Source organism: Pedobacter nanyangensis (assembly GCF_003313505.1).
Lineage (GTDB): Bacteria > Bacteroidota > Bacteroidia > Sphingobacteriales > Sphingobacteriaceae > Pedobacter > Pedobacter nanyangensis.
In genome coordinates, this window is sequence record NZ_QMHO01000013.1 from 50,313 (window position 1) to 70,831 (window position 20,519).

19 protein-coding genes are annotated in these 20,519 nt (G+C 41.4%); 5 read left to right on the plus strand and 14 right to left on the minus strand.

Annotated features, from left to right (window positions below; all coding sequences use genetic code 11):
* The first annotated feature begins 37 nt into the window (after positions 1–37).
* Positions 38–652, plus strand: coding sequence for a LysE family transporter (locus DUT71_RS17215; RefSeq protein ID WP_240186974.1), 615 nt, complete (start codon positions 38–40; stop codon positions 650–652).
* A gap of 150 nt (positions 653–802) precedes the next feature.
* Positions 803–970 (plus strand): hypothetical protein, encoded by a 168-nt coding sequence (locus DUT71_RS20275; protein ID WP_162796096.1) that lies wholly within the window; start codon positions 803–805, stop codon positions 968–970.
* 6 nt (positions 971–976) lie between these two features.
* Here the strand turns inward: DUT71_RS20275 and DUT71_RS17220 are convergent, their stop codons facing one another.
* From DUT71_RS17220 to DUT71_RS17265, 9 genes are all read right to left on the minus strand, one after another.
* The gene (locus DUT71_RS17220) at positions 977–1,369 is read right to left on the minus strand and encodes a group III truncated hemoglobin (RefSeq protein ID WP_113663788.1); all 393 of its coding nucleotides are present in this window, start codon (positions 1,367–1,369) and stop codon (positions 977–979) included.
* Between the two features lie 216 nt (positions 1,370–1,585).
* Entirely contained in the window at positions 1,586–2,626 is a 1,041-nt protein-coding gene (locus DUT71_RS17225) for a DUF2157 domain-containing protein (protein WP_113663789.1), read from the minus strand.
* 56 nt (positions 2,627–2,682) lie between these two features.
* A complete protein-coding gene (locus DUT71_RS17230; RefSeq protein WP_113663790.1) occupies positions 2,683–4,908 on the minus strand; it encodes a cation:proton antiporter in 2,226 nt (741 codons plus the stop codon).
* 469 nt (positions 4,909–5,377) lie between these two features.
* Complete coding sequence (locus tag DUT71_RS17240; RefSeq protein WP_113663792.1) at positions 5,378–6,322, minus strand: bifunctional riboflavin kinase/FAD synthetase; 945 nt, start codon at positions 6,320–6,322, stop codon at positions 5,378–5,380.
* A 100-nt stretch (positions 6,323–6,422) separates the two neighbouring features.
* On the minus strand, positions 6,423–7,286 hold the full coding sequence (locus tag DUT71_RS17245; RefSeq protein WP_113663793.1) for a YitT family protein: 864 nt from the start codon (positions 7,284–7,286) through the stop codon (positions 6,423–6,425).
* A gap of 2 nt (positions 7,287–7,288) precedes the next feature.
* Entirely contained in the window at positions 7,289–8,032 is a 744-nt protein-coding gene (gene truB, locus DUT71_RS17250) for a tRNA pseudouridine(55) synthase TruB (protein ID WP_113663794.1), read from the minus strand.
* The gene (locus DUT71_RS17255; RefSeq protein ID WP_113663795.1) at positions 8,032–8,826 is read right to left on the minus strand and encodes an undecaprenyl-diphosphate phosphatase; all 795 of its coding nucleotides are present in this window, start codon (positions 8,824–8,826) and stop codon (positions 8,032–8,034) included. Before DUT71_RS17255 ends, truB begins: the two co-directional genes overlap by 1 nt.
* Before the next feature lie 50 nt (positions 8,827–8,876).
* Positions 8,877–9,104 carry a DUF3098 domain-containing protein gene (locus DUT71_RS17260; protein WP_113663796.1) on the minus strand — a complete coding sequence of 76 codons (228 nt, stop codon included), beginning with the start codon at positions 9,102–9,104 and terminating at the stop codon, positions 8,877–8,879.
* Positions 9,104–9,982 (minus strand): cell division protein FtsX, encoded by an 879-nt coding sequence (locus tag DUT71_RS17265; protein ID WP_113663797.1) that lies wholly within the window; start codon positions 9,980–9,982, stop codon positions 9,104–9,106. Before DUT71_RS17265 ends, DUT71_RS17260 begins: the two co-directional genes overlap by 1 nt.
* 283 nt (positions 9,983–10,265) lie before the next feature.
* Here DUT71_RS17265 and DUT71_RS17270 point away from each other — a divergent pair, with 283 nt between their 5' ends.
* The 3 genes from DUT71_RS17270 to DUT71_RS17280 all read left to right on the plus strand — a co-directional run bounded on the left by DUT71_RS17270 (position 10,266) and on the right by DUT71_RS17280 (position 16,310).
* Positions 10,266–10,688, plus strand: coding sequence for a hypothetical protein (locus DUT71_RS17270; RefSeq protein ID WP_113663798.1), 423 nt, complete (start codon positions 10,266–10,268; stop codon positions 10,686–10,688).
* 118 nt (positions 10,689–10,806) lie between these two features.
* The gene (leuS, locus tag DUT71_RS17275; RefSeq protein WP_113663799.1) at positions 10,807–13,587 is read left to right on the plus strand and encodes a leucine--tRNA ligase; all 2,781 of its coding nucleotides are present in this window, start codon (positions 10,807–10,809) and stop codon (positions 13,585–13,587) included.
* A 284-nt stretch (positions 13,588–13,871) separates the two neighbouring features.
* Positions 13,872–16,310, plus strand: coding sequence for an outer membrane beta-barrel family protein (locus DUT71_RS17280; protein ID WP_113663800.1), 2,439 nt, complete (start codon positions 13,872–13,874; stop codon positions 16,308–16,310).
* Between the two features lie 86 nt (positions 16,311–16,396).
* On the opposite strand, the gene DUT71_RS17285 is transcribed toward DUT71_RS17280, so the two are convergent.
* The 5 genes from DUT71_RS17285 to DUT71_RS17305 are packed head-to-tail and all read right to left on the minus strand — an operon-like array spanning position 16,397 to position 20,496.
* Positions 16,397–17,743 carry a deoxyguanosinetriphosphate triphosphohydrolase gene (locus DUT71_RS17285; protein ID WP_205313984.1) on the minus strand — a complete coding sequence of 449 codons (1,347 nt, stop codon included), beginning with the start codon at positions 17,741–17,743 and terminating at the stop codon, positions 16,397–16,399.
* A 5-nt stretch (positions 17,744–17,748) separates the two neighbouring features.
* Complete coding sequence (locus tag DUT71_RS17290; protein WP_113663802.1) at positions 17,749–18,129, minus strand: PH domain-containing protein; 381 nt, start codon at positions 18,127–18,129, stop codon at positions 17,749–17,751.
* 54 nt (positions 18,130–18,183) lie between these two features.
* Positions 18,184–18,639 (minus strand): SRPBCC family protein, encoded by a 456-nt coding sequence (locus DUT71_RS17295; RefSeq protein ID WP_205313982.1) that lies wholly within the window; start codon positions 18,637–18,639, stop codon positions 18,184–18,186.
* 10 nt (positions 18,640–18,649) lie between these two features.
* Complete coding sequence (locus tag DUT71_RS17300; RefSeq protein ID WP_113663803.1) at positions 18,650–19,516, minus strand: patatin-like phospholipase family protein; 867 nt, start codon at positions 19,514–19,516, stop codon at positions 18,650–18,652.
* Positions 19,517–19,518: 2 nt separating this feature from the next.
* Positions 19,519–20,496 (minus strand): alpha/beta hydrolase, encoded by a 978-nt coding sequence (locus tag DUT71_RS17305; RefSeq protein ID WP_113663804.1) that lies wholly within the window; start codon positions 20,494–20,496, stop codon positions 19,519–19,521.
* Positions 20,497–20,519 lie beyond the last annotated feature (23 nt).

Here is a 20,519-nt window from a genome sequence, read left to right on the forward strand (position 1 = left end):
TTTGCTCGAATTTCTAATTGGCGTAGCTCTTAATGCGATGGGATACATCCCCCCCGGAAACATTAACCTTACCTTAGCCCGTTTAACCATTAACAGGGGAATGCGCCAGGCTTGGGGCTTTATCCTTGCTTTCTCGTGTGTAGAGGTGTTTTTTACCTTCGGTATGATGCGTTTTGCCCGTTGGGTTTCTAGCGATGTTGATATTGAAGCCATTAAGGTGGGCACCTTTAAGCTTAGTTTCCTCGTAGATGTTTTCATGATCGTGCTGCTATTGGTAATGGCAACCTTGGCCTGGAAAAACCGCGATAAGGTGCACCAGCCAAAAGCACAAGAAGAAAGCAGGCGGGGCAGCGTCATCTATGGCTTGGTTTTGGGAGTGCTCAACCCTGTTCAAATCCCATTTTGGCTGTTTTTTGGCAACTATATTATTTTGCACGAGTGGGTTACCACTGATTATCTTTCGCTGGTAATTTTCAGTATAGGCTCAGGGGCAGGCTCGGCTTTGGCCTTGTATGCGTATGCTTATTTTGCAAAGTATATTCAGGAGAAATTTACTTTAAGCAGCTGCCTTATCAACAAATGTATTGCCATTTTTCTTTATTGCCTGGCGCTTTATCTTATCGTGAAGCAGGTTATTACCTATTGGGCATAAAAATTTTATTTGAAAGGCGTATTTGCTTACTTTATGGTGCTGTAGCCCTATTGTACGATGCTATTTCTTAGTGGATTATGTAATAAAGATGGAAGGTGTGGTGGATTGCAAAAACTGTAGAAAAGGGCCGCTGCAAAAACCAATCGGCCAATGCCCAAACCAATAGGTAGCGTAACCCCGGGAGCGCTAAATTTTAGCCATGCTTCCATAAAGCTAACGGCACAAATAAAACCTATCCAGGTAAAAGCGCAGATGAATGCTACAGGTTGCTCTACTTTTGATTTCTTTGGTATTGTGTTTAGGTCAATTGTTAATTAAAAACGGTTATAATAAAGGCTGTGCATTATTATTACGGTAGTAATCAATTTTGAACATAAACATTTCGGCCATTCGGCTGCCACGCCATTTGGCTTCTTCCGCTTTTTCGCCTACAAAAAACTCATCTAAAGTGCCGTGCCAAAGCTGTAACCAGGTATCAAAATGAAGCTGGCTTACGGGTAGTTTAGCGTGTGGCGGAAATGGGCTTCCCGAATAGGTTGGAACCTCAAGCAAAATCGTTTGCCAAAAACGGTACATCTTTTCCAGGTGCTCGGGCCACCTATTTTTTAGGATGTCATTGAATATTGGGCCTAAAAGTTCGTTTTCCCTTACTCTTGAATAGAAGGTGTTGACCAATAATTGAATGTCCTGTAGGTTGCTTATATCTTCCGATGCCATTTTTTATTTCTTTGTGATACAAAGATACGGCTTATCTGCCTGCATTTTTTCTGATACAGGTCATGTAATTGCTTAACCGTTATCAAAATATTGTGTTCGGTTTAATATACTTTAGGGCGTTTCAAAAACTTCTTAAAGAATGAACCTTGCATGTGCTTATCAGTAACTCTTGTGGTTAAAACCCCTAAAAAATGTGAGGGTTAAACGGTTTAAGATCTATTTTTTCATAAACTCCAAGCTCCATATTTTTTCTGCCTTGCGTCCAATCAATACAAAGGATATCCCTAATACGCTAAAGAATATGGCTTTGTGCCAGTTGTCCCAAAAGTATTCGAAATACCTGGTGTATAGATTGATAAATAAAAAGATGATGCCAAATTCCCTGAGCATGGCATCGTTTTTCTTGAGGCCAATTACAATGGCCACCACACAAACCACAGCCGAAATAATTGCCCAATAAAATAGGGATAATTGTTTGATGCTGTACCACTCTTCCAAACTGCCGTAATTCCCAAAAACGGAAAGCAGCAGTAAAGAAGTGAATAGGTAAAGCAGTCCGCCAAAGTAGGTGATGTCAAAAAAATAGGATAACTTTTGGCGCTTGTGCATAAATATGGATACCAGGGTAAGTGCTAAGCCAAAAACAACAAACCTTAGTGGGTAGTTGAGGCCCAAAAAATACCAATTCCCCTTTGATAGGTAGCCTGTTTCGGTGCCAAACCAAGCTCCCAAAGCCAAAAGTGCAAAAGCCCAAATCAATCTCGATTTAAAAAAATAGGCCAGGCTGAGGTAAATGATCACTGAAAAAAGAATGAGCAATGAAAAATGGTTGCTGCTGCTGTTGAGCGCCTTGCCCAAATAGGCTACTGCATTTGCGGTAAGCATCACGCCTGAAAAAATTATCGCTTCGTTACTGAATACCTGTTGGGGCCTGTACTTTTTTCGGCGGATGCCAAAAACATAACAAGCTGCTGCCAAAAGTGCCGAAACGATACTGATGATGATGTTGGGAGTGTTGTACAGGTTTTTAAGATAATCGAGCAAAGATTTATCTACCAATAAAGCGCTAAGCGCTACCACGCCACAGCCCATGGCAATCCAGAAGGAATATTGTGCCAGTCGCCTCCAGTCAAAAGCTTTTGGTTCATAGCTGTTTTTTAGTTGTTGTGCCTCGGCATCAGTTAGCAGTTTCTCAGATTGCCAGTAATCCAGCATCTCATCTAAAAACTCGCTATGGTCACGATCTATCTTTTTCATGGAAATGCCCCAATGTTTTTAATAACATCGGGAGCATAAATATAGTTTTTCTGGCCTTATTTCAATAACTCGGGGATACGTTTGTTGTTGCCCACAATCCATACGATATCCTCGTTTTCAAATACCAGGTTCGAATCTGGGTTCAGGATACGTTGGCCATTTCGTTCTATGCCTACAACCAATCCTTGGGTTTTTTCTCTAATGCCGCTGTCTCTAATGGTTTGCCCAAAAACGGGCGATTTACTGTTGATCACAATTTTTTGCAGGGACATGTCCTGTTTAGGGAAAGTTTCTTCTTCGCTCATTTCCGTATGGTCGCCTTCAAATAGGTGCTTTACACTTGCCAACTGATCATCGGTACCTATAACCAAAACCTTATCATTAGGGTATAAGCGTTCATCCCGTTTTGGTGTAGGGATCATGATCTTGCCACGCTCAATCATGGCAATGTTAATCCCGTATTTCTCCCTCACGGCCAAGTCCACCAAGGTTTGTCCTACCAATTTCGATTCGGGAGCTACGGTAAGCTCCAACAAGTGGGTGTCCCAGGGTAAAATTTCAGGTTGTTTTTTGGCGGCTTCCCTGGCATTGAGGTTGTAGAAAAACCGGTTTTCCATACGTTCGTAAAAGCTTTGCAGTTTACGGGAGAAAATGACCATCACCAAAATGATCAATCCAAGTGCAATGCCAGCGGCAATCCAGGTATCAAAAAATTCATACATCAGGAAGCCCACAAAGAAGATTCCCAAGGCAATTCTAAAAATCTCAATGGCAATTAAAGGCCCCCGGGTATATCTTTTATTAAGCCACAAATGCGCGTATGCCGTTTTTTCAATCCTTTTTACCGACAGGGCCCATAAAAACGGCGCCATGGTCAGGAAAGAAATAACTACACTAATGATTACTCCGTTTTTGCCATTGGTGATGTTATTTTCAATAAATGGGTGCAAATAGCGCGAAGCCAAAAACACGATGGCAATGATGATTACCGAGTGGATGATGGTGTTGATGATATACGATCTCAGTAGCACTTTCCAGTCGCTCAGGGTGGTAATGCCTTCGGTACTATTGCTGTAACGGCTAATGGCATCCAGCCATCTCTGCGGAAGGATCTTCGCCAGAAAATGATAAAAGCCTTCGGAGTATTTGATGAGATATGGGGTGGTAAAGGTGGTAATTGCCGATACTGCTACGGTAATTGGGTACAGGAAATCGCTGGTAACCTTTAAGCTCAAACCAAGTGTGGCAATAATGAAAGAGAATTCTCCGATTTGGGTTAAACTTAATCCGGTTTGTACCGATGTTTTTAAAGGCTGTCCCGATAGTAAAGCGCCGCTCCCGGTGGTAATTAGCTTACCTACAATAGTTACGCCTGTAATGATTAAAATTGGTTGCCAGTAGGCCAATAATATCTTAGGATCGATCAGCATGCCTACCGATACAAAGAAGATTGCCCCAAACAAATCTTTAACGGATTTAGTAAGATGTTCTATTTTTTCTGCTTGGGTGGTTTCTGCTAAAATAGAACCCATGATAAAGGCGCCCAAGGCAGGAGAAAAGCCAACTTTAACGGCTAAAATCACCATCACCAGGCATAAAGCTAAGGACACCACCAAAAGCATTTCATCGTTCATGAGTTTTTTGGTGAGCTTTAAAAATGTTGGGATGATGAAAATACCGCCCAAAAACCAGAGAATGAGGAAGAAGCTTAGTTTAAGTATGGAAATAAGCATGTCTGCACCGGCAAACTGCTGACTCACGGCTACGGTGGTAAGTAATACCATAATTAAAATAGCCGCCAAATCTTCTACAATAAGTGCCCCAAAAACCAAGTTTGCAAACTTTTTATGCTTTACGCCAAGTTCATCAAAGGCCCTAATGATGATGGTGGTTGAGGAAACGGACAGGACTGCCCCCAAGAAAATACTGTCCATGGTTTTCCAGCCCATGAGCTTTCCTGCAAAATAGCCAATCAAACACATGCCAATAATTTCTACCAATGCGGTAATTGAGGAGGAGCCCCCAACTTTTACCAGTTTCTTAAAGCTAAATTCTAATCCCAAACTAAAGAGCAAGAAAATAACCCCAATTTCGGCCCAAATGGTAATGTTGGCATTATCTGAAACGGTTGGGATAAATTTAAAATGCGGACCAACTAAAAGTCCTGCAATGATATAGCCTAAAACCAGGGGTTGTTTAATTTTTTTGAAAATAATGGTGGTGATACCACCTGCGGCAAGTATTAATCCTAAGTCTGCAATGAGTACCGGTAAGTGTGTCATCTATGCTAAAAAATGTGTTGTTGAGTTGTTTACTATTTTGTTTGCAAGGGCAAAATGGTATTACCAAAACGCATGTTTAGGATATAGGTAGTTGAAAACAGATTTATAATCGAGATATTTAAAAAATGAACCCCTCGGCTTAAAATCATTAGGTAGGGGAAGCGCCGTTTCTTTCTCGGCAATTTTGGGTAAAGCGTATTCGGCTATTGCGGTTCGGGCTTTTTGCAGAAGAAGCTTAATTTTTACAAAAACTGTTTTTTTATTTTTGTGAAAATCAGGGCTAAATGAAATATAGCTTGATAGATCTTTTGGGGTAGGGGATATGGTTTCGCCGGCAGATAACGAAAAGCAACAAACCATTAAGCATCCGCAAAAGAGTAACATCAATCTCATAGCCCACAAAATACTAAAAAATATTGGGTTTTTGAACTATAAAATAGGTGCCAGCCGCTAAAAAGACACTTCGCTGTTATTTTCCTGCAAAAAAGGCCAACGTATCTTCTTTGTCTTTTTGCAGTTGTTTGGTTAAGGCCTCCAATCCGGTAAACTTCACATCTTCCCTTAAAAAAGCCAAAAAGTTCATCTTGATATTTTGGCCGTAGATTTCGCGGTTGAAATCAAAAATATTTACTTCAATGTTGCGTGTCATGCCGTTGATGGTAGGGCGTTGCCCGATATAGGCCATGCCACGGTATACTTCGGGGTTTTTCTCTTCGCCCATTTCTACGGTAACGGCATAAATACCGTCGCCAGGGATTAGTTTGTAGGTTTCTGGGACAAAGATGTTTGCGGTAGGAAAGCCAATCGTCCGTCCAATTTTATCACCTTTAATTACAGGACCATAAATAGAAAAAGCGTAGCCCAGATATTTGTTGGCCAAAGCTACGTCGCCATCTAATAATGCTTTTCGTATTTTGGTTGAGCTTACCGCAACATCGTTAATATCTTGTTCGGGTATTTCCTCTACCAGGTAGCCATAATTGCTGGCATTTTGCATCAATGTGTTAATGTTTCCCAGCCTGTCTTTGCCAAAACGGTGGTCGTAGCCGATGATGATTTTTTTAGTTCCAATGGCATCCACCAAAATATTCTTGATGTAGTCGGTGGCACTCAGGTTAGAGAAATCTCTGGTGAATGGGGTAATGATCAAATGGTCAACGCCTAGCCCTGCTAATATTTGGGCTTTCTCCTCAATGGTGTTGATCATTTTCAGCGCTTGGTTTTCGGGGTCGATAATCATCCGCGGGTGCGGGAAAAAAGTAAGCAATACACTTTCTCCTCCGGATGATTTTGCCAGTTCACAAAGCCGTTTGATGATTTTCTGATGGCCAAAATGAACCCCATCAAAAGTGCCAATGGTTACTATGGCATTGTCTAATTTCTTAAAATCCGAAAGTTGGGTATATCTCTTCAAAATATTTAAATCTTTTTTAGGTTTAACCGCATAATAGCTAGTTTTTTGGCCATTAGCAAAGGTTCTATGTATTGATGCTCCTCTCTTGGTAGCTAAAATCTTAATGGAAAGCCTGACGTTTTACGACGCCACCTTTCAAATCGGCAATTTGTTGTTGAACTACAAAAGCGTTAGGGTCTATTTCGTCAATCTTATCCTGTAGTTTGCTTAATTCCAGTTTGGTCACTACGGTGTAGATGATATCAATATCTTTTTTCTGCAAATAGCCGCCTTCGCCTTTGTAAATAGTTACACCGCGTTTCATGTCGTTGATGATAAATGATTTGATGATTTCATTTTCTTCGGATATAATGGTGACTCCCGTGTAGGCCTCCAAGCGGTTAACGATAAAATCAATGGTGTTGGTTGCTGAAAGGTAAGTTAATATGGCATATAAGGCTGTATCGATATTGATGAAATAAGCGGCAAAAAGGAAGATGACGATGTTGAGCATGAAGATGATGTTGCCTACGGTAAGCTGGCTGTTTCGGCTAATGTAAAGTGCAAGTACTTCGGTGCCATCAATTACGCAGCCGCCACGCATAGCCAGGCCAATTCCTCCGCCCAAAAAGAACCCGCCAAAAAAGGCTACCAAAACCTTTTCATGTGTAATGGGCTGAAAGGGGATAAAAATTAGGCCAATTGAAAGTGCGGTAATGGCAATGGCGGTTTTAAATGCAAAAACTTTTCCAATCTGTTTATACCCCAAAATAATAAAAGGGATATTGATCAGGATAATCAGGTAGGATAGCTTCCATCCGGTAAGGGTACTTACCAAAAGCGAAATGCCCGTAACCCCACCATCGATAAAATGTTCGGGCATTAAAAAACTTTTTAGGCCAAAACATGCCGAGATAACGCCAAGGCACATAAAGAGGATTTCTTTTGCCGAGCGTATTTTTTCTGCCTTGCTGGTTTTTTGCATCACTAAGGTTGATTAGCGTTGTTTTTATTCTCTTCTTTCTTGGTACGAAGATAAGCAATCAACTCTTTGAGCTCAAAAGCATTGCTCAATAAAAAATTACCGCTCCTGGTGCGGGTTAATTTAGACAGATAGGCACCATTGCCCAGGGCTTTCCCAAAATCAGAAACCAATGACCTGATGTAGGTGCCTTTGCTACAAACTACCCTGAAATCTATTTCGGGCAAGGCTACCCGGGTGATTTCGAACTCGCTAACGGTTACAAAACGTTTTTTAAGCTCAACTTCTTCGCCCAAACGAGCTTTTACGTAAAGCCGCTCGCCGTTTACTTTTACGGCCGAGTGGGCCGGGGGGTATTGCGAAATATCACCAATAAAAGGTTTGGTGGCTTCGTAAAGCTGTTCATGGGTAATGTTGGAAATATCGAACCTGGCATCTATCTCGGTTTCCAGGTCAAAAGAAGGCGTAGTGGCCCCTAAAACCAACGTTCCGGTATATTCTTTTTCCTCTGCTTGGAAAGTATCAATCTGCTTGGTAAGCTTACCTGTACAGATAATCAATAAGCCGGTAGCCAAAGGATCTAAAGTACCAGCATGGCCCACCTTCAGTTTCAGCGGTTTTAGGGTGTTCCTGATTTTTCCAACCACGTCAAATGAAGTCCACTCATAAGGTTTGTTGATGAGCAGGAGTTCTCCCTCAGGGAAATTAAATTCTGGAAATTCAGCGTTCGAGTTTTCTTCCTTAAGCATTAAAGTATCGTAATTTCAATCCCGGCAAAGTACAATCCTAAAATAAGGATGCCTATTGCAATTCTATACCACCCAAAGATACGGAAGCCGTGTTTTGTTAAGAAACTGATGAAAGATTTAATGGCAATGATGGCAACAATGAAGGCTACTACATTCCCGAAAAGCAATATCTTGATGTTGTCGGCATTTAAAAGTTCATAACCTTTTAGCAGCTTATATCCGGTTGCGGCCACCATGGTAGGTACAGCAAGGAAAAATGAGAACTCTGCGGCAACGCTTTTGGTAAGCTTTTGCTGCATACCGCCAATAATGGTAGCGGCGCTCCTGCTCAAACCAGGAAAACACACGGCCAATACTTGGTACAAGCCAATCTTGAAAGCAGTGGCATTGGTGATGTGGTTCTCGTTGGTTATCGTAGGATTTTTAAATATTTTATCGATAAATAGCAGGATAATCCCGCCCACCAATAAAATCACGGCGATGAAAATGGGGTTGCCCAGTTTACTGTCGATAAAATCGTTCAGTAAATAACCGAAAAGCAGCGCCGGTATTACCGCAATGGCCAGTTTAGCATAAAAGGCAAAACTGTTGAGGTTAACAAACTTTTTCCAGTAAACCACTACTACGGCAAGGATAGCTCCAAGTTGTATGGCAATGGTAAAAAGCTTTACGAAATCATCGGTAGCGATGCCCATAATAGCACTGGCAATCACCATATGTCCGGTTGATGAAACAGGCAAAAACTCGGTCAGTCCTTCAATAATGGCAAGGATGAGGGCTTGTAAGTAATTCATTTAGGAATTTACGATTTTAGAATTTCGACGGCAATATCAGGGAAAATGGGTTATTTTTTCAATACCGCATACACGCCAAATGCGAAACCGAACAAAACCACTAAAGGAGCAATCAAAGTTCTTCTGGTATCGTAAATGTCGCCGTCGGCACCCATCATCAAAATAAAGCCAAGCACTACAATGGCGATACTGATTAATAATAATTGATAGTTCTTCTTGCTGAACACTAATTCTTCTTTTTGTTTCTGCGTTGCAGAAGTAGATTTTTGATCTGCCATTATCTGTATAAATCGTAAATTTTTAAACGTAAATATTTGCTTACCGCAAACCAGGTGCTAATTGCGGTAATGAAAATGCCAATGGCAATCATGCTGATAAATACCACACCAAACTCGGTAAAGTTTCTCAGGATGATAATTTCTGGCAGCTCTTGCTGAGCATAATATAGCAATCCCAAAAGGATAATAATTGCAATAAAAGAAGCAATGATACCGTGCAGTGCGGCCACCAGGATAAAAGGTTGTCTGATAAAATTTTTGGTAGCACCTACCAATTGCATGCTTTTGATGAGGAAACGTTGCGAGAAAATGGCCAAACGAATGGTGTTGTTGATCAAAGCAACGGCAATAATCAAAAGGATTACCGCAAAGCCAAGTACTACTAAACTAATGGTGTTGATATTTTTGTTCACCATATCAATTAAGGAACTTTGATAAACCACTTCCTTCACGATAGGATTTTTCTCGATGTTCTTTCTTAGCGCATCAATGTTTTGGTTGTTGGCATAATCAGCTTTTAAATACACGTCAATGCTTGAAAGTAAGGGATTATAGCCCAAAAAATTCACAAAATCTTCCCCTAAATCTTTGGTAAGGTTGTGCTGTGCCACTTCTTTATTCACATACTGTGTTTGCTTAACGGCAATATTGTTGTCCAAAGTTTTCTTAAAAGCCAGTACTTCGGTTTCTTTGGCACCTTCATCTACAATGATGTTAAGTACAATGTTTTCTTTTACATAGTTAGACAAGTTTTTGGCGTGTACCAAGATTAAACCAAGCATGCCCAACATTAACAACACTAAAGCGATACTAAAAATAGTAGAAACGTATACTGTTTTGGTTTTTTTTGCGGCTTGGCTTACTTCAAATTCTTCCATATGTACTCAATTGTTTCTGCGAAAATAAGTAAAGATAAGCTAAAACTTAAATTATGCGCTTATTGTTTTGTGTAAACAACTTTTTTGTAGATCCAAAGTTGCGAAAAAATGTTTTGGTTTCATGTATTTTAACATTCCTTAACTAAGTTTTTATGAACGGTTAACCACCGATTTTAGCCTTCGCAAATCATGTTTTTTGCTCAACAGAATACGAGTGGCACACGTATTGTTAACGGAATGTCATCTAAGTTGCGCAGTTAAATAACCCTAACCCTTAAAACAAATGAGAAAACAAGTTGTATTGCTAGGCGCTATCTTAATTGCCATGGTTATTTTCGGCAGCTGTAAGAAACAGGACGAGGCCACCAAACCACTTTCTGAAAAGCTTTTTGGCCGATGGTCGGTAGAGAAAGTGGTTACCACCACGCAAACAGGAACAGGCACTCAATCTGCCACTCAAAATTATCAGGCATCAGATTACATGGACTTCAGGAAAAGCGAAAACAATGACGTTGAGGTGAAATTGGGAGCCAATACCAGTTTAGGCACTTTTACCACCACTGTTGACCAAACGTTGTACCTAACCATTTTTGGCAAAAGCTTGGTTTGTCAAATGGACCAAATCACCGATAGCAGAGCCCAATTTACGGGTACGGTTACGGGCTCAAATCCCAAAGTAACAGAAACCTACTATTTATATCGATAAAACCAAAAATAAGTTGATGAAGCACCGCTATTTCCCGTAGCGGTGTTTTTTGTTTAAAGCTTTACCAAAACAGGCTTAATTTCCTTACTTTTGCAAACTATTTAGAAACAGCATATTAATGGATTATCAATTTGCAGCCATAGAGCAAAAGTGGCAGAAATACTGGGCCGATCACCAATCATTTAAAGCCGAAGCCAATTCAGACAAACCGAAATACTATGTTTTAGACATGTTTCCGTATCCTTCGGGAGCAGGTTTGCACGTAGGACATCCACTGGGCTATATCGCTTCTGATATCTTTGCCAGATACAAACGTTTAAAAGGTTTTAACGTGTTGCACCCTATGGGCTACGATTCGTTTGGCCTGCCTGCAGAGCAATACGCCATCCAAACTGGGCAACATCCGGCGGTAACTACCGAAACCAACATCAATACTTACCGCCGTCAGTTGGACCAAATTGGTTTTTCATTTGACTGGAGTAGGGAGGTGCGTACCAGTGAGCCATCTTACTATAAATGGACGCAATGGATTTTCATGCAATTGTTCAACTCTTGGTATAATTTGGAGGCTGACAAAGCAGAACATATCTCTACCTTAATTGAAAAATTTAATACCGCTGGCAGTGCGGATATTAAGGCTGCCTGCGATGAGGATACCAGAACCTTTTTGCCAAGTGATTGGGCAAATTTCTCGGAAGCAGAAAAGCAGGAAGAGCTATTAAAATACCGCTTGACCTATTTGAAAGAAAGTACCGTAAACTGGTGCCCTGCTTTAGGTACCGTTTTGGCCAATGATGAAGTGAAAGACGGTTTTTCGGAACGCGGGGGATATCCGGTAGAGCAAAAGAAAATGATGCAGTGGAGCATGCGCATTACCGCCTATGCTGAGCGTTTGCTACAAGGTTTGGATACCATTGACTGGCCCGAGCCGATGAAGGAAATGCAACGCAACTGGATCGGCAAAAGCTCGGGAGCATCGGTAAAGTTTAAAGTTGAAAACAGTGACCTACAGATAGAAGTGTTCACTACAAGGGTAGACACGATTTTTGGGGTTTCTTATTTGGTGTTGGCACCTGAACACGAATGGGTGGCTCAGTTGACCACTCCTGAACAAAAAGCTGCCATTGAAGATTATATTGCCCAAACCAAAAAGAAATCGGAATTGGACCGCATGGCTGATGCCAAAACCGTTTCCGGTGCTTTTACTGGAACTTACGTAGTTAACCCAGTGAGTGGCGAGCGTGTTCCGCTATGGATTGCCGATTATGTATTGGCCGGCTATGGAACTGGTGCGGTAATGGGCGTGCCAAGCGGCGACCAACGCGACTGGTTGTTTGCCACGCATTTCAACTTGCCTATCGTACAGATTTTGGATAGCCAAAAGGAAATTGATGTACAGGCCGATCCTACCAAGGAGGGGAAATACATCAATTCTGGTTTCATTAACGGCATGGAATATAAGGAGGCGGTTGCTTTCCTAAACCAATGGTTAGAAGACCAAGGTGTGGGCAAAGCCAAAACCAATTACCGTCAGCGTGATGCTATTTTTGGCCGCCAACGCTATTGGGGCGAACCCATTCCGGTATATTTTAAAGAGGGGCTGCCTTACCTGTTGAAAGAGGAAGAGTTGCCATTGTTGTTGCCAGAAATTGATAAATATTTGCCAACGGAAACAGGTGAACCGCCACTAGGCAGGGCCGAAGGTTGGAAATATGAAGGTAAATACGAGTACGAACTTTCGACCATGCCAGGTTGGGCGGGCAGTAGCTGGTACTGGTACCGTTACATGGATGCACAAAATGATCAAGTTTTTGCAGATCAAAAGGCTATCGAATATTGGAAAGATGTGGACTTGTACATCGGCGGTTCTGAGCATGCTACGGGGCATTTGTTGTACAGCCGTTTTTGGAACAAATTTTTGAAAGATCTGGGTTTTGCCAAAGAAGAAGAACCTTTCAAGAAATTGATTAACCAGGGAATGATCCAAGGTAGAAGCAATTTTGTATATCGAGTGGTGGATGAAGAGGGCAGGGGCACCAACAAGTTGGTTTCTTATAACCTTCGAAAAGACTATAAAACCATTGCCTTACATGTGGATGTAAACATTGTGGAGAACGATGTTTTAAATATCGAGAAGTTCAAGGTATGGCGAGATGAGTTTGCCAATGCTGAGTTTGTGTTGGAAAACGGCAAGTACATTTGCGGCGTTGAAGTGGAGAAGATGTCGAAATCTAAATTCAACGTGGTTAATCCAGATGTGTTGATTGCGCAATACGGTGCTGATACCTTAAGGATGTACGAAATGTTTTTGGGCCCTTTGGAGCAAAGCAAGCCTTGGAATACCAACGGTATTGAGGGGGTTTTCAAATTCTTGCGCAAATTCTGGCGTTTGTTCCATAACGAAGCCTGGGAGTTTGCCGTGAGCAACGAAGCCCCTAGCAAAGCGGAACTGAAATCGTTGCATAAAATCATTAAAAAGGTACAGGAAGACATTGAGCGTTTCTCGTTCAACACTTCGGTATCAAGCTTTATGATTGCCGTGAACGAATTAACGGATCTGAAATGTAATAAGCGAGCGATATTGCAGGATTTAGTGGTAGTATTAGCGCCTTATGCACCGCACATTTGTGAAGAATTATGGTCGTTATTGGGCAATAAAGATCTATCCACCGCCCAATATCCAATTTTCAATCCTGAATATTTGGTAGAAGACGAGTTTGCCTACCCCATTTCCATCAACGGAAAAATGAAGATGAACCTGAATTTAAGTTTAACACTTGAAGCTAAAGCAGCTGAAGAAGCCGTTTTGGCCAACGAACAGGTTCAAGGATTTTTAAATGGCGCAGTTCCTAAGAAAATCATTTTTGTAAAAGGGAAAATCGTAAATATTGTGGTTTAAGCGTTTTTCTACTCGCCGCCATTCTGAATTTATTTCGGGCTCTGTGATGTATCATAAAAAACGAAAATAAATTCAGCATGACGAAGCGTTAAAGAAAAATCCTACAATATAGATCCCAAATGAGTTTAGAGCTTTTTTGGGATTTTTCTTTTTGCCTCAAAACCATTCGCCGCTTAAAAAATACCATTCGCCGATAGTTTCCTACCAGTGATAAAAAAATGCTTTTGCAGCCCTGTAACAAAAAATATCTTTGAAAGACTAATACGTACAAACAACAAAATAATATGAAAAAACTACTACTACTAATTTGTGCCGCTTTATTGATGGTGATGAATGCAAATGCCCAGTTCCCGATGATGGGCGGGGGCAATGCAGCTCCAAAAGTGACGGGACGCGTTTCGGCTACTATTTTAGATTCGGTAAGTAAACAACCCGTAGAATATGCTACGGTTTCATTGATTAACGCCAAAACAGCCAAAGCAGTTAACGGTGGCCTTACTGATGCAAAAGGTAAGGTGTCTATCCAGAATATCGCCCCTGGCGACTATAAACTTGTGGTGGGCTTTATTGGTTATGCCACTAAAACGCTGGCGGTAAAAACCACTCCTGAAAAACCTGATAACAATATCGGGAACGTGTTTTTGGCGGGGAGCTCTAATACTTTAAGCGAGGTTACTATTGAGGGCAAGAAAAATGTCATCGAAAATAAGATTGACCGTATGGTTTATAACGCCGAAGCGGATGCCACCAATGCCGGGGGCGATGCTACGGACGTTATGCGTAAAGTGCCCATGTTGTCGGTGGATATTAATGGCAACGTACAGTTGCGTGGAAGTGCTGTAAGGGTATTGATCAACGGTAAGCCTTCAGGAACCATGGCCAACAGTGTGGCCGATGCTTTGAAGATGATCCCTGCTGATCAGATCAAAAACGTGGAAGTAATTACCAACCCATCTGCCAAATATGATGCAGAGGGCTCAGGCGGTATCATCAACATCATTACCAAAAAGAGCAATGCAGAAGGTGTAAGCGGCTCGGTAAATGCTTCGGCGGGTACCCGTCAAAATACAGGAAACTTTAACGTTACCGCTAAAACTGGCCGTTTTAGTACTAACGCCGCTTTTGGTGGGATGTATGCTTATCCGCAGGAATCTAAGGTTGTTTTTTTTAATCAGGTTCAAGGTATCGACATATTGCAGGAAGGCCTTTCGGACTGGAAACGTGAAATGTACAACGGAAGCTTGGGAATGGATTATGATTTTAACGCCTACAATAATATCAGTACCAATGCAAAATACAATAGGTTTTATAATGGTGGACCAGGTAATTCGCAAATTACAACTAGCAGTGTCAATGGCACTGATGTTGGTAAAATCGTAAGTAATACCGATATGACCAACAGCAATTTGGATTGGAACTTAGATTATAGGCGCACCAGCAAAAAACAAGGAGAGGAATTTTCCGTTTCTGGCCAGTTAACACAAGGCAGAAATACAAATGAGTTTTTAAATGATGAACGTGATGGTGCTGGAAATCCCCTTAGGTATTTAGCCAGTAACAACTTAGGTAAAAATAGAGAGTACACTTTCCAGTCGGACTATGTTTATCCTTTCTCTAAAACGGTAATTTTTGAGGTAGGTGGTAAAGGTATTTTGAGGAACATCAGAAGTGAATATGGCAAGGGCTCCGGAAAAATTTTCGATTATGACCAAAATGTGGGTGCCGCCTATTCTACCATAGCTTTTGATTTAACCAAAAAAATTAAATTCAAAGGAGGGGTGCGTGGAGAGTACACGGAAATCAGTTTTAAGGATGTGAATGGAAATCCGATAAAAAATGATTACTTCAATTTATTTCCAAGCGCAATTTTATCTCAAACCATCAACGGAAAAACAACCATTAAATTAGCCTATAACAAAAGAGTTCAACGTCCTAGTTTGGCTTACTTAAATCCGTTCCACAACGAATCAAATGTGGTAAACCCTTTTCAAGGTAATCCAGATTTGGACCCAGAGCTAAGCCATAACATAGAACTTGGTTATTCAACGTTTATTAAAGGCTCAATGATCAACGCTTCATTGTTCTATAGAAATACCAAGAACGTAATTGAAAGTTTCCTGCTAGGTGGTAATAACCCTGGAACTACGCTAACTACTTTTATTAACGTAGGTACCACCCAGAGTTATGGCGCAAACGTATTTGCTTCGTATAACCCTACTCCAAAATGGACTTTGATGACCAACGTAGGTGCAAATACTTACGAGGTGAAAAAAACTGCGGGCGCAGCAGAGGGAATGAACGAAGGAACTTATTTGAACTATAACTTCTTCTTACGTTCGGCAACAGCCTTTAAGGGTGGGTGGAATGTGGAGTTGTTTGGCGTGGTAAACTCACCGAGATACACTTATCAGAGCAAAACAGATCCAATGTTCTTCTATGGCGGCGCTATCAAAAAAGATATCATGAAAAAACAAGGTTCAATTGGCTTAAATGTTTTGAATCCATTCAATAGAGACCTCCATATCAAAACTGTTTCCAAATCAGGCGGTTTATTGGGCCAAACACAAGATATCTACTACCCGTTGCGCTCATTTGGTATAAACTTTAGCTACAAATTTGGTAAGTTGAAATTTACGGAGAAAAAGAAAATCAAAAATGATGACGTAAAACAAGACCAACAACAAGGCGGTGGCATGGGGGGTGGCATGGGCCAAGGTAAATAGAGCGTAAAAAATTAAAAGGTCGATATTTTTAATATCGACCTTTTTGTTATGTACTGCTACAATGCGTATAAACTGCTTTTTGCTTTTTAAGTTACCGATGGGAACGATATCCCTTTGATTTTTCCATAAAGCTCTACCGCGTATAGGTCGGTCATGCCCGACACAAAGTCCAATACACTTTGCACTCTCGAATAAAGGTCTTGTTTTTCGGTATGAAACTGTTTTGGGATAAGCTTTACCAGTTTTTTGTAATAGTGCGTGTCATTATGTACCAATGCAGGTACAAACTCTTCGAGTAAGCCTGCCATTACTTTGTATCCAGAAACTTCTTTTTGGATTACCGATTGGTAGTTGTATATTTTCTCAATCGAAATTTTCTCAATGGCTTTCCAGGCAGCTGAATATTGCTCAGGAATAGAATCGGTTAAGCTCTTGTTGAAAGTGCCACTTAAAATGGCTTCCTGCTCCTCGTAAAAAATGTGGGAGCACTCGTAAATCAGCGTACTAATGGCCTTGGCCCTCAATAAACTAACTTTGGCATCATCGTCCTCTAAGTCGTTTTCTAGCCTTTCCAGTAAATTATCGCCCTTGCAGAGGGGCAACAGTAGATTTTTCACTTCGTCAAAGCTCAAAATCTGCAAACGATGTGCATCCTCCAGATCGATAATGCCGTAGCAAATATCGTCAGCTGCTTCTACTAAAAAACTCAACGGATGGCGGAAATATCCTAAAGGGCTTTCGCTATCGGCAATCATGCCAAGTTCGGCGGCAATGGTCCTAAAAATTTCTTTCTCCGATTGGAAGAAACCATATTTTTTGCGGTGTAGCAAAGGTTTTTGATGGCCAAGGATAGATTCGCATGGGTATTTGCCAATAGCAGCTAAAGTGGCATAAGTTAAGGCATAGGCACCATTCCCTTTTCCTTCAAAAGGATGCGTTAAAATACGGATGGCATTGGCATTCCCTTCAAAATGGGTGAAATCCTTTTTTTGCTCCGCAGTAAGTTGGTCTAAGTAAACTTTGCCCTCTCCATTGGTGAAATACCTGGAAATGGCAGCTTCTCCCGAGTGTCCAAAAGCCGGATTGCCCAGGTCATGTGCCAAGGCCGCCGCGGCTACAATATTGCCCACTTCGCTCATTAAAGGTACTTCCGTATCAATATTTGGGCGGTCCTTTTTGGTCTGGTTATAAAAAATACGCCCTAAAGAGCGCCCAACGCTGGCCACTTCTAAGCTGTGCGTTAAACGATTGTGCACAAAAACACTTCCTGGCAAAGGGAACACTTGGGTTTTGTTCTGCAATCGTCTAAAAGGCGATGAAAAAATCAGTCTGTCGTAGTCAATCTGAAATTGTGATCTGGCTTCATCTGTATCCCTAATAGGTTTTTGCTCATGTCCCCAACGCTTTGCAGACAACAATTTGCTCCATTCCATCATCGCTATCCAATTACATAAGTGGCCAGTACTTTTTGTACTTCGTAAACATTTACCGATTTATTGAATTTCTTTTTGATGCTTGGCAGGATTTCGCTGGAAATCCAGATTTTTAGTTCTGCATCTAAATCGAAGGTTCCGGCAGTTTCCACGCTAAACCTCGAAATGCTTTTATAGGTAATAGAAAGGTATTCAGTTTTGCTCCCTGTTAAGCCCTGGATGTCAACAATGATCAATCGTTTGTTCGTAAACATAAAGGTATCTCTGAACAATTTAAATCCGAGCTCTATTTTTTCGTTATCGATAAGTAGCTGTCCGTAATTCTTTAAAAGATCTTCCTGGCTAACGGTTGAGGCATTGCCCATTAAGTTTGAAAAAAGTCCCATTATTTTGATGAATATTTTTCTGCGATGTTAAGTAAAATTTCAAACAGTTGGGGCCTATGTAGAAAGAAACTTATCGCCTACCAGATTAAGTTGAATCCCATGTTCAAGATAAGCCTTGCAGGCATCTAAAACAGTGGTGAATCCGCCGGTGGAGTCTTTAATGGCGGCAATTAAATCATCGCCAGTTTGATGGAAGCCATAATTTTTGATCACCACGTAGGTGCATTGATCGTTAACGGGGGTAAAACTAAAGTCAATGGTGGTGGCCGGATTATCCCACTCTGCAATAATTTTTTGGTTGGGTACTATTTCTTTCACGAGCACTTCGGCAGATACGCCATACATTTCCCAGTGCCAGGTAATGGTTTTTCCTGCTTCGAGTTTGCCGCTAGACCTGGTGAACCAAAAATTGGAGGTCACCGCAGGATCAATAAAAGCATTGAATACTTCGGCCGCAGGTTTTCTAATCAACATTTGGGTTTCTACACAGGGGGTGTTTTTGGTCTCCATGTTTATGACTTTATGAGGCTTTTTGTAAGGAACTTGGTTTGGTTTGTTTGGCTTTTTCGTAAGCCTTTTGCCCCAGCGCTATAAGCTGTGCTGATTTGTGGAAATCGAAAGTTCCACAGGCATTTCTAGGAATTTCTACCACTAAATCTGGCTGGTAGTGCTCAATGGTAAGTTGTACCAAACGGTCTTGGGTGAAATCATACGAGGTATTCATCAGGTCAAAAAAAGATATCTTGGGCGTATTGTTCTTATTGCTGTTGTTCCAATACCGTTGTAGCCAGTTTCTGCTTTTCTGTTTGGCTTCTTCCTGCACTACCAAAGGTTCGTTTCGGCCATTGATATTTACTGCTACTATGGCGCAATCTTCCCTTTTTTTAACGGCACTAATGGGCAGGGGGTTAAGCACACCGCCATCTACTAGCACGGTATCATGGTCTATTACAGGCGTAAACACTCCCGGAATGGAGATGGTTGAACGTAGGGCCGTAAACAAATCGCCTGATTGGTAATGCACTTCCTGCATGTTGAGCATATCAGTAGCTACTGCAGTAAATGGAATTTTGAGGCTTTCGATTTGCTGGTTGCCGGTAATTTTGGCAATAAGCGTCCATATTTTTTCTCCACGCACAAAGCCCCGACTGTTGAACGTAAAATCAACCAAACTAAATACGTTGCTTCTAGTTAAGGTTGCCAGCCAATCTTTGTATTCTCCTAAAAAGCCTGCGCAATATAAGCCGCCAACCACAGCGCCCATGGAGCAGCCTATCACTTCACAAATCTCATATCCATCGCGTTCCAGGCTTTCGATCACTCCAATATGAGCTAAGCCCCTAGCCCCGCCGCTTCCCAAAACTAATTGTATCTTTTTCTTTGTCATGCTTATTGGCTAATATATTTTGATGCAAATTGGGCCACTGCTTTTTCTACTCCAGGAATATCTTTTGAGGTGATAGCAGACCCCATCACGTGATTTCCGGTATGGGGTAAAGCCCGTTTTTCCTTTTGGATACTTCCAAGTTCATCAAACATCTTTAACATTGCCGCAACGCTCACCACAGGGTCCTGTTCTTTTTCGTTTTTATAGTAGTAAAGCAATAGTGTGGGCTGTTTTACTTTCCCGAAAACAACGTTGTTCATGCTGCTTTCTAATAATTTTTGTAGCTGTACCACCGATTCTAAACGGTAGTTCGTGTACCAATATTTTTTATAAAGCGGATTTTTGCCTTCTACAATACGTTCCTTGCCGCCAGTAAACAAGCGGGCAATTTGTAAACCCCACGGATGTGTCAAGATCCATACCTTATCGTCATTAATGGCAATATTAGGTGATAACAATACCAAACTGTGTATTTCTGGATAAGTTGCCGCCAGTTGTAAAGCCAGGGTACCGCCGGTGGATGTGCCTATTAATATCACTTTTTTGCCTAAAGTTTTGCCTATAGCCAAGGCTTGTTTGGCACTTTCCCAAAGCCTGTCGGCAGTGAAATATTGCATCGGGGCAACGGTGTCAATGCCGTGATCGGCTAGGCGGCTTAAATAAAGATTAGCGTGAATAGATTTGGCAAAATTACGGTGTACCGGATTGCCTTCTTCGCTCGATGCCGAAAAGCCATGCAAGTAAACTACTGCGTATTCGGTTTGTTGATGGGTGCTGTCTGCCCAGATAATTTCGGCTTGGTTATTGGGTTTTAGCAGGTGCTGTTTTTCCAATTGGGCCACATAGGCTGTTGCCGAGTCAATAGCAATTGCTTTTGGTAATGCCGTGCTGTAAACGGGCGTGGGTACTTTTGGCCCTACAAGATAAACAATTCCGAAGGTGGCGATAACGATTAGTATGGTTCTAAAAAAAATCTTCATGCGAATAGTTTCATTAAAAATAC

What these genes read in the sequence shown, in the direction of transcription:
- DUT71_RS17265 (WP_113663797.1), bottom strand. Translation starts at nt 9,982, where the DNA reads ATGGAAGAATTTGAAGTAAGCCAAGCCGCAAAAAAAACCAAAACAGTA.
- DUT71_RS17285 (WP_205313984.1), bottom strand. Translation starts at nt 17,743, where the DNA reads ATGGAATGGAGCAAATTGTTGTCTGCAAAGCGTTGGGGACATGAGCAA.
- truB (WP_113663794.1), bottom strand. Translation starts at nt 8,032, where the DNA reads ATGCTTAAGGAAGAAAACTCGAACGCTGAATTTCCAGAATTTAATTTC.
- DUT71_RS17225 (WP_113663789.1), bottom strand. Translation starts at nt 2,626, where the DNA reads ATGAAAAAGATAGATCGTGACCATAGCGAGTTTTTAGATGAGATGCTG.
- DUT71_RS17255 (WP_113663795.1), bottom strand. Translation starts at nt 8,826, where the DNA reads ATGAATTACTTACAAGCCCTCATCCTTGCCATTATTGAAGGACTGACC.
- DUT71_RS17220 (WP_113663788.1), bottom strand. Translation starts at nt 1,369, where the DNA reads ATGGCATCGGAAGATATAAGCAACCTACAGGACATTCAATTATTGGTC.
- DUT71_RS20275 (WP_162796096.1), top strand. Translation starts at nt 803, where the DNA reads ATGCCCAAACCAATAGGTAGCGTAACCCCGGGAGCGCTAAATTTTAGC.
- DUT71_RS17230 (WP_113663790.1), bottom strand. Translation starts at nt 4,908, where the DNA reads ATGACACACTTACCGGTACTCATTGCAGACTTAGGATTAATACTTGCC.
- DUT71_RS17280 (WP_113663800.1), top strand. Translation starts at nt 13,872, where the DNA reads ATGAAAAAACTACTACTACTAATTTGTGCCGCTTTATTGATGGTGATG.
- DUT71_RS17260 (WP_113663796.1), bottom strand. Translation starts at nt 9,104, where the DNA reads ATGGCAGATCAAAAATCTACTTCTGCAACGCAGAAACAAAAAGAAGAA.
- DUT71_RS17215 (WP_240186974.1), top strand. Translation starts at nt 38, where the DNA reads ATGGGATACATCCCCCCCGGAAACATTAACCTTACCTTAGCCCGTTTA.
- leuS (WP_113663799.1), top strand. Translation starts at nt 10,807, where the DNA reads ATGGATTATCAATTTGCAGCCATAGAGCAAAAGTGGCAGAAATACTGG.
- DUT71_RS17295 (WP_205313982.1), bottom strand. Translation starts at nt 18,639, where the DNA reads ATGGAGACCAAAAACACCCCCTGTGTAGAAACCCAAATGTTGATTAGA.
- DUT71_RS17305 (WP_113663804.1), bottom strand. Translation starts at nt 20,496, where the DNA reads ATGAAGATTTTTTTTAGAACCATACTAATCGTTATCGCCACCTTCGGA.
- DUT71_RS17290 (WP_113663802.1), bottom strand. Translation starts at nt 18,129, where the DNA reads ATGGGACTTTTTTCAAACTTAATGGGCAATGCCTCAACCGTTAGCCAG.
- DUT71_RS17270 (WP_113663798.1), top strand. Translation starts at nt 10,266, where the DNA reads ATGAGAAAACAAGTTGTATTGCTAGGCGCTATCTTAATTGCCATGGTT.
- DUT71_RS17245 (WP_113663793.1), bottom strand. Translation starts at nt 7,286, where the DNA reads ATGCAAAAAACCAGCAAGGCAGAAAAAATACGCTCGGCAAAAGAAATC.
- DUT71_RS17300 (WP_113663803.1), bottom strand. Translation starts at nt 19,516, where the DNA reads ATGACAAAGAAAAAGATACAATTAGTTTTGGGAAGCGGCGGGGCTAGG.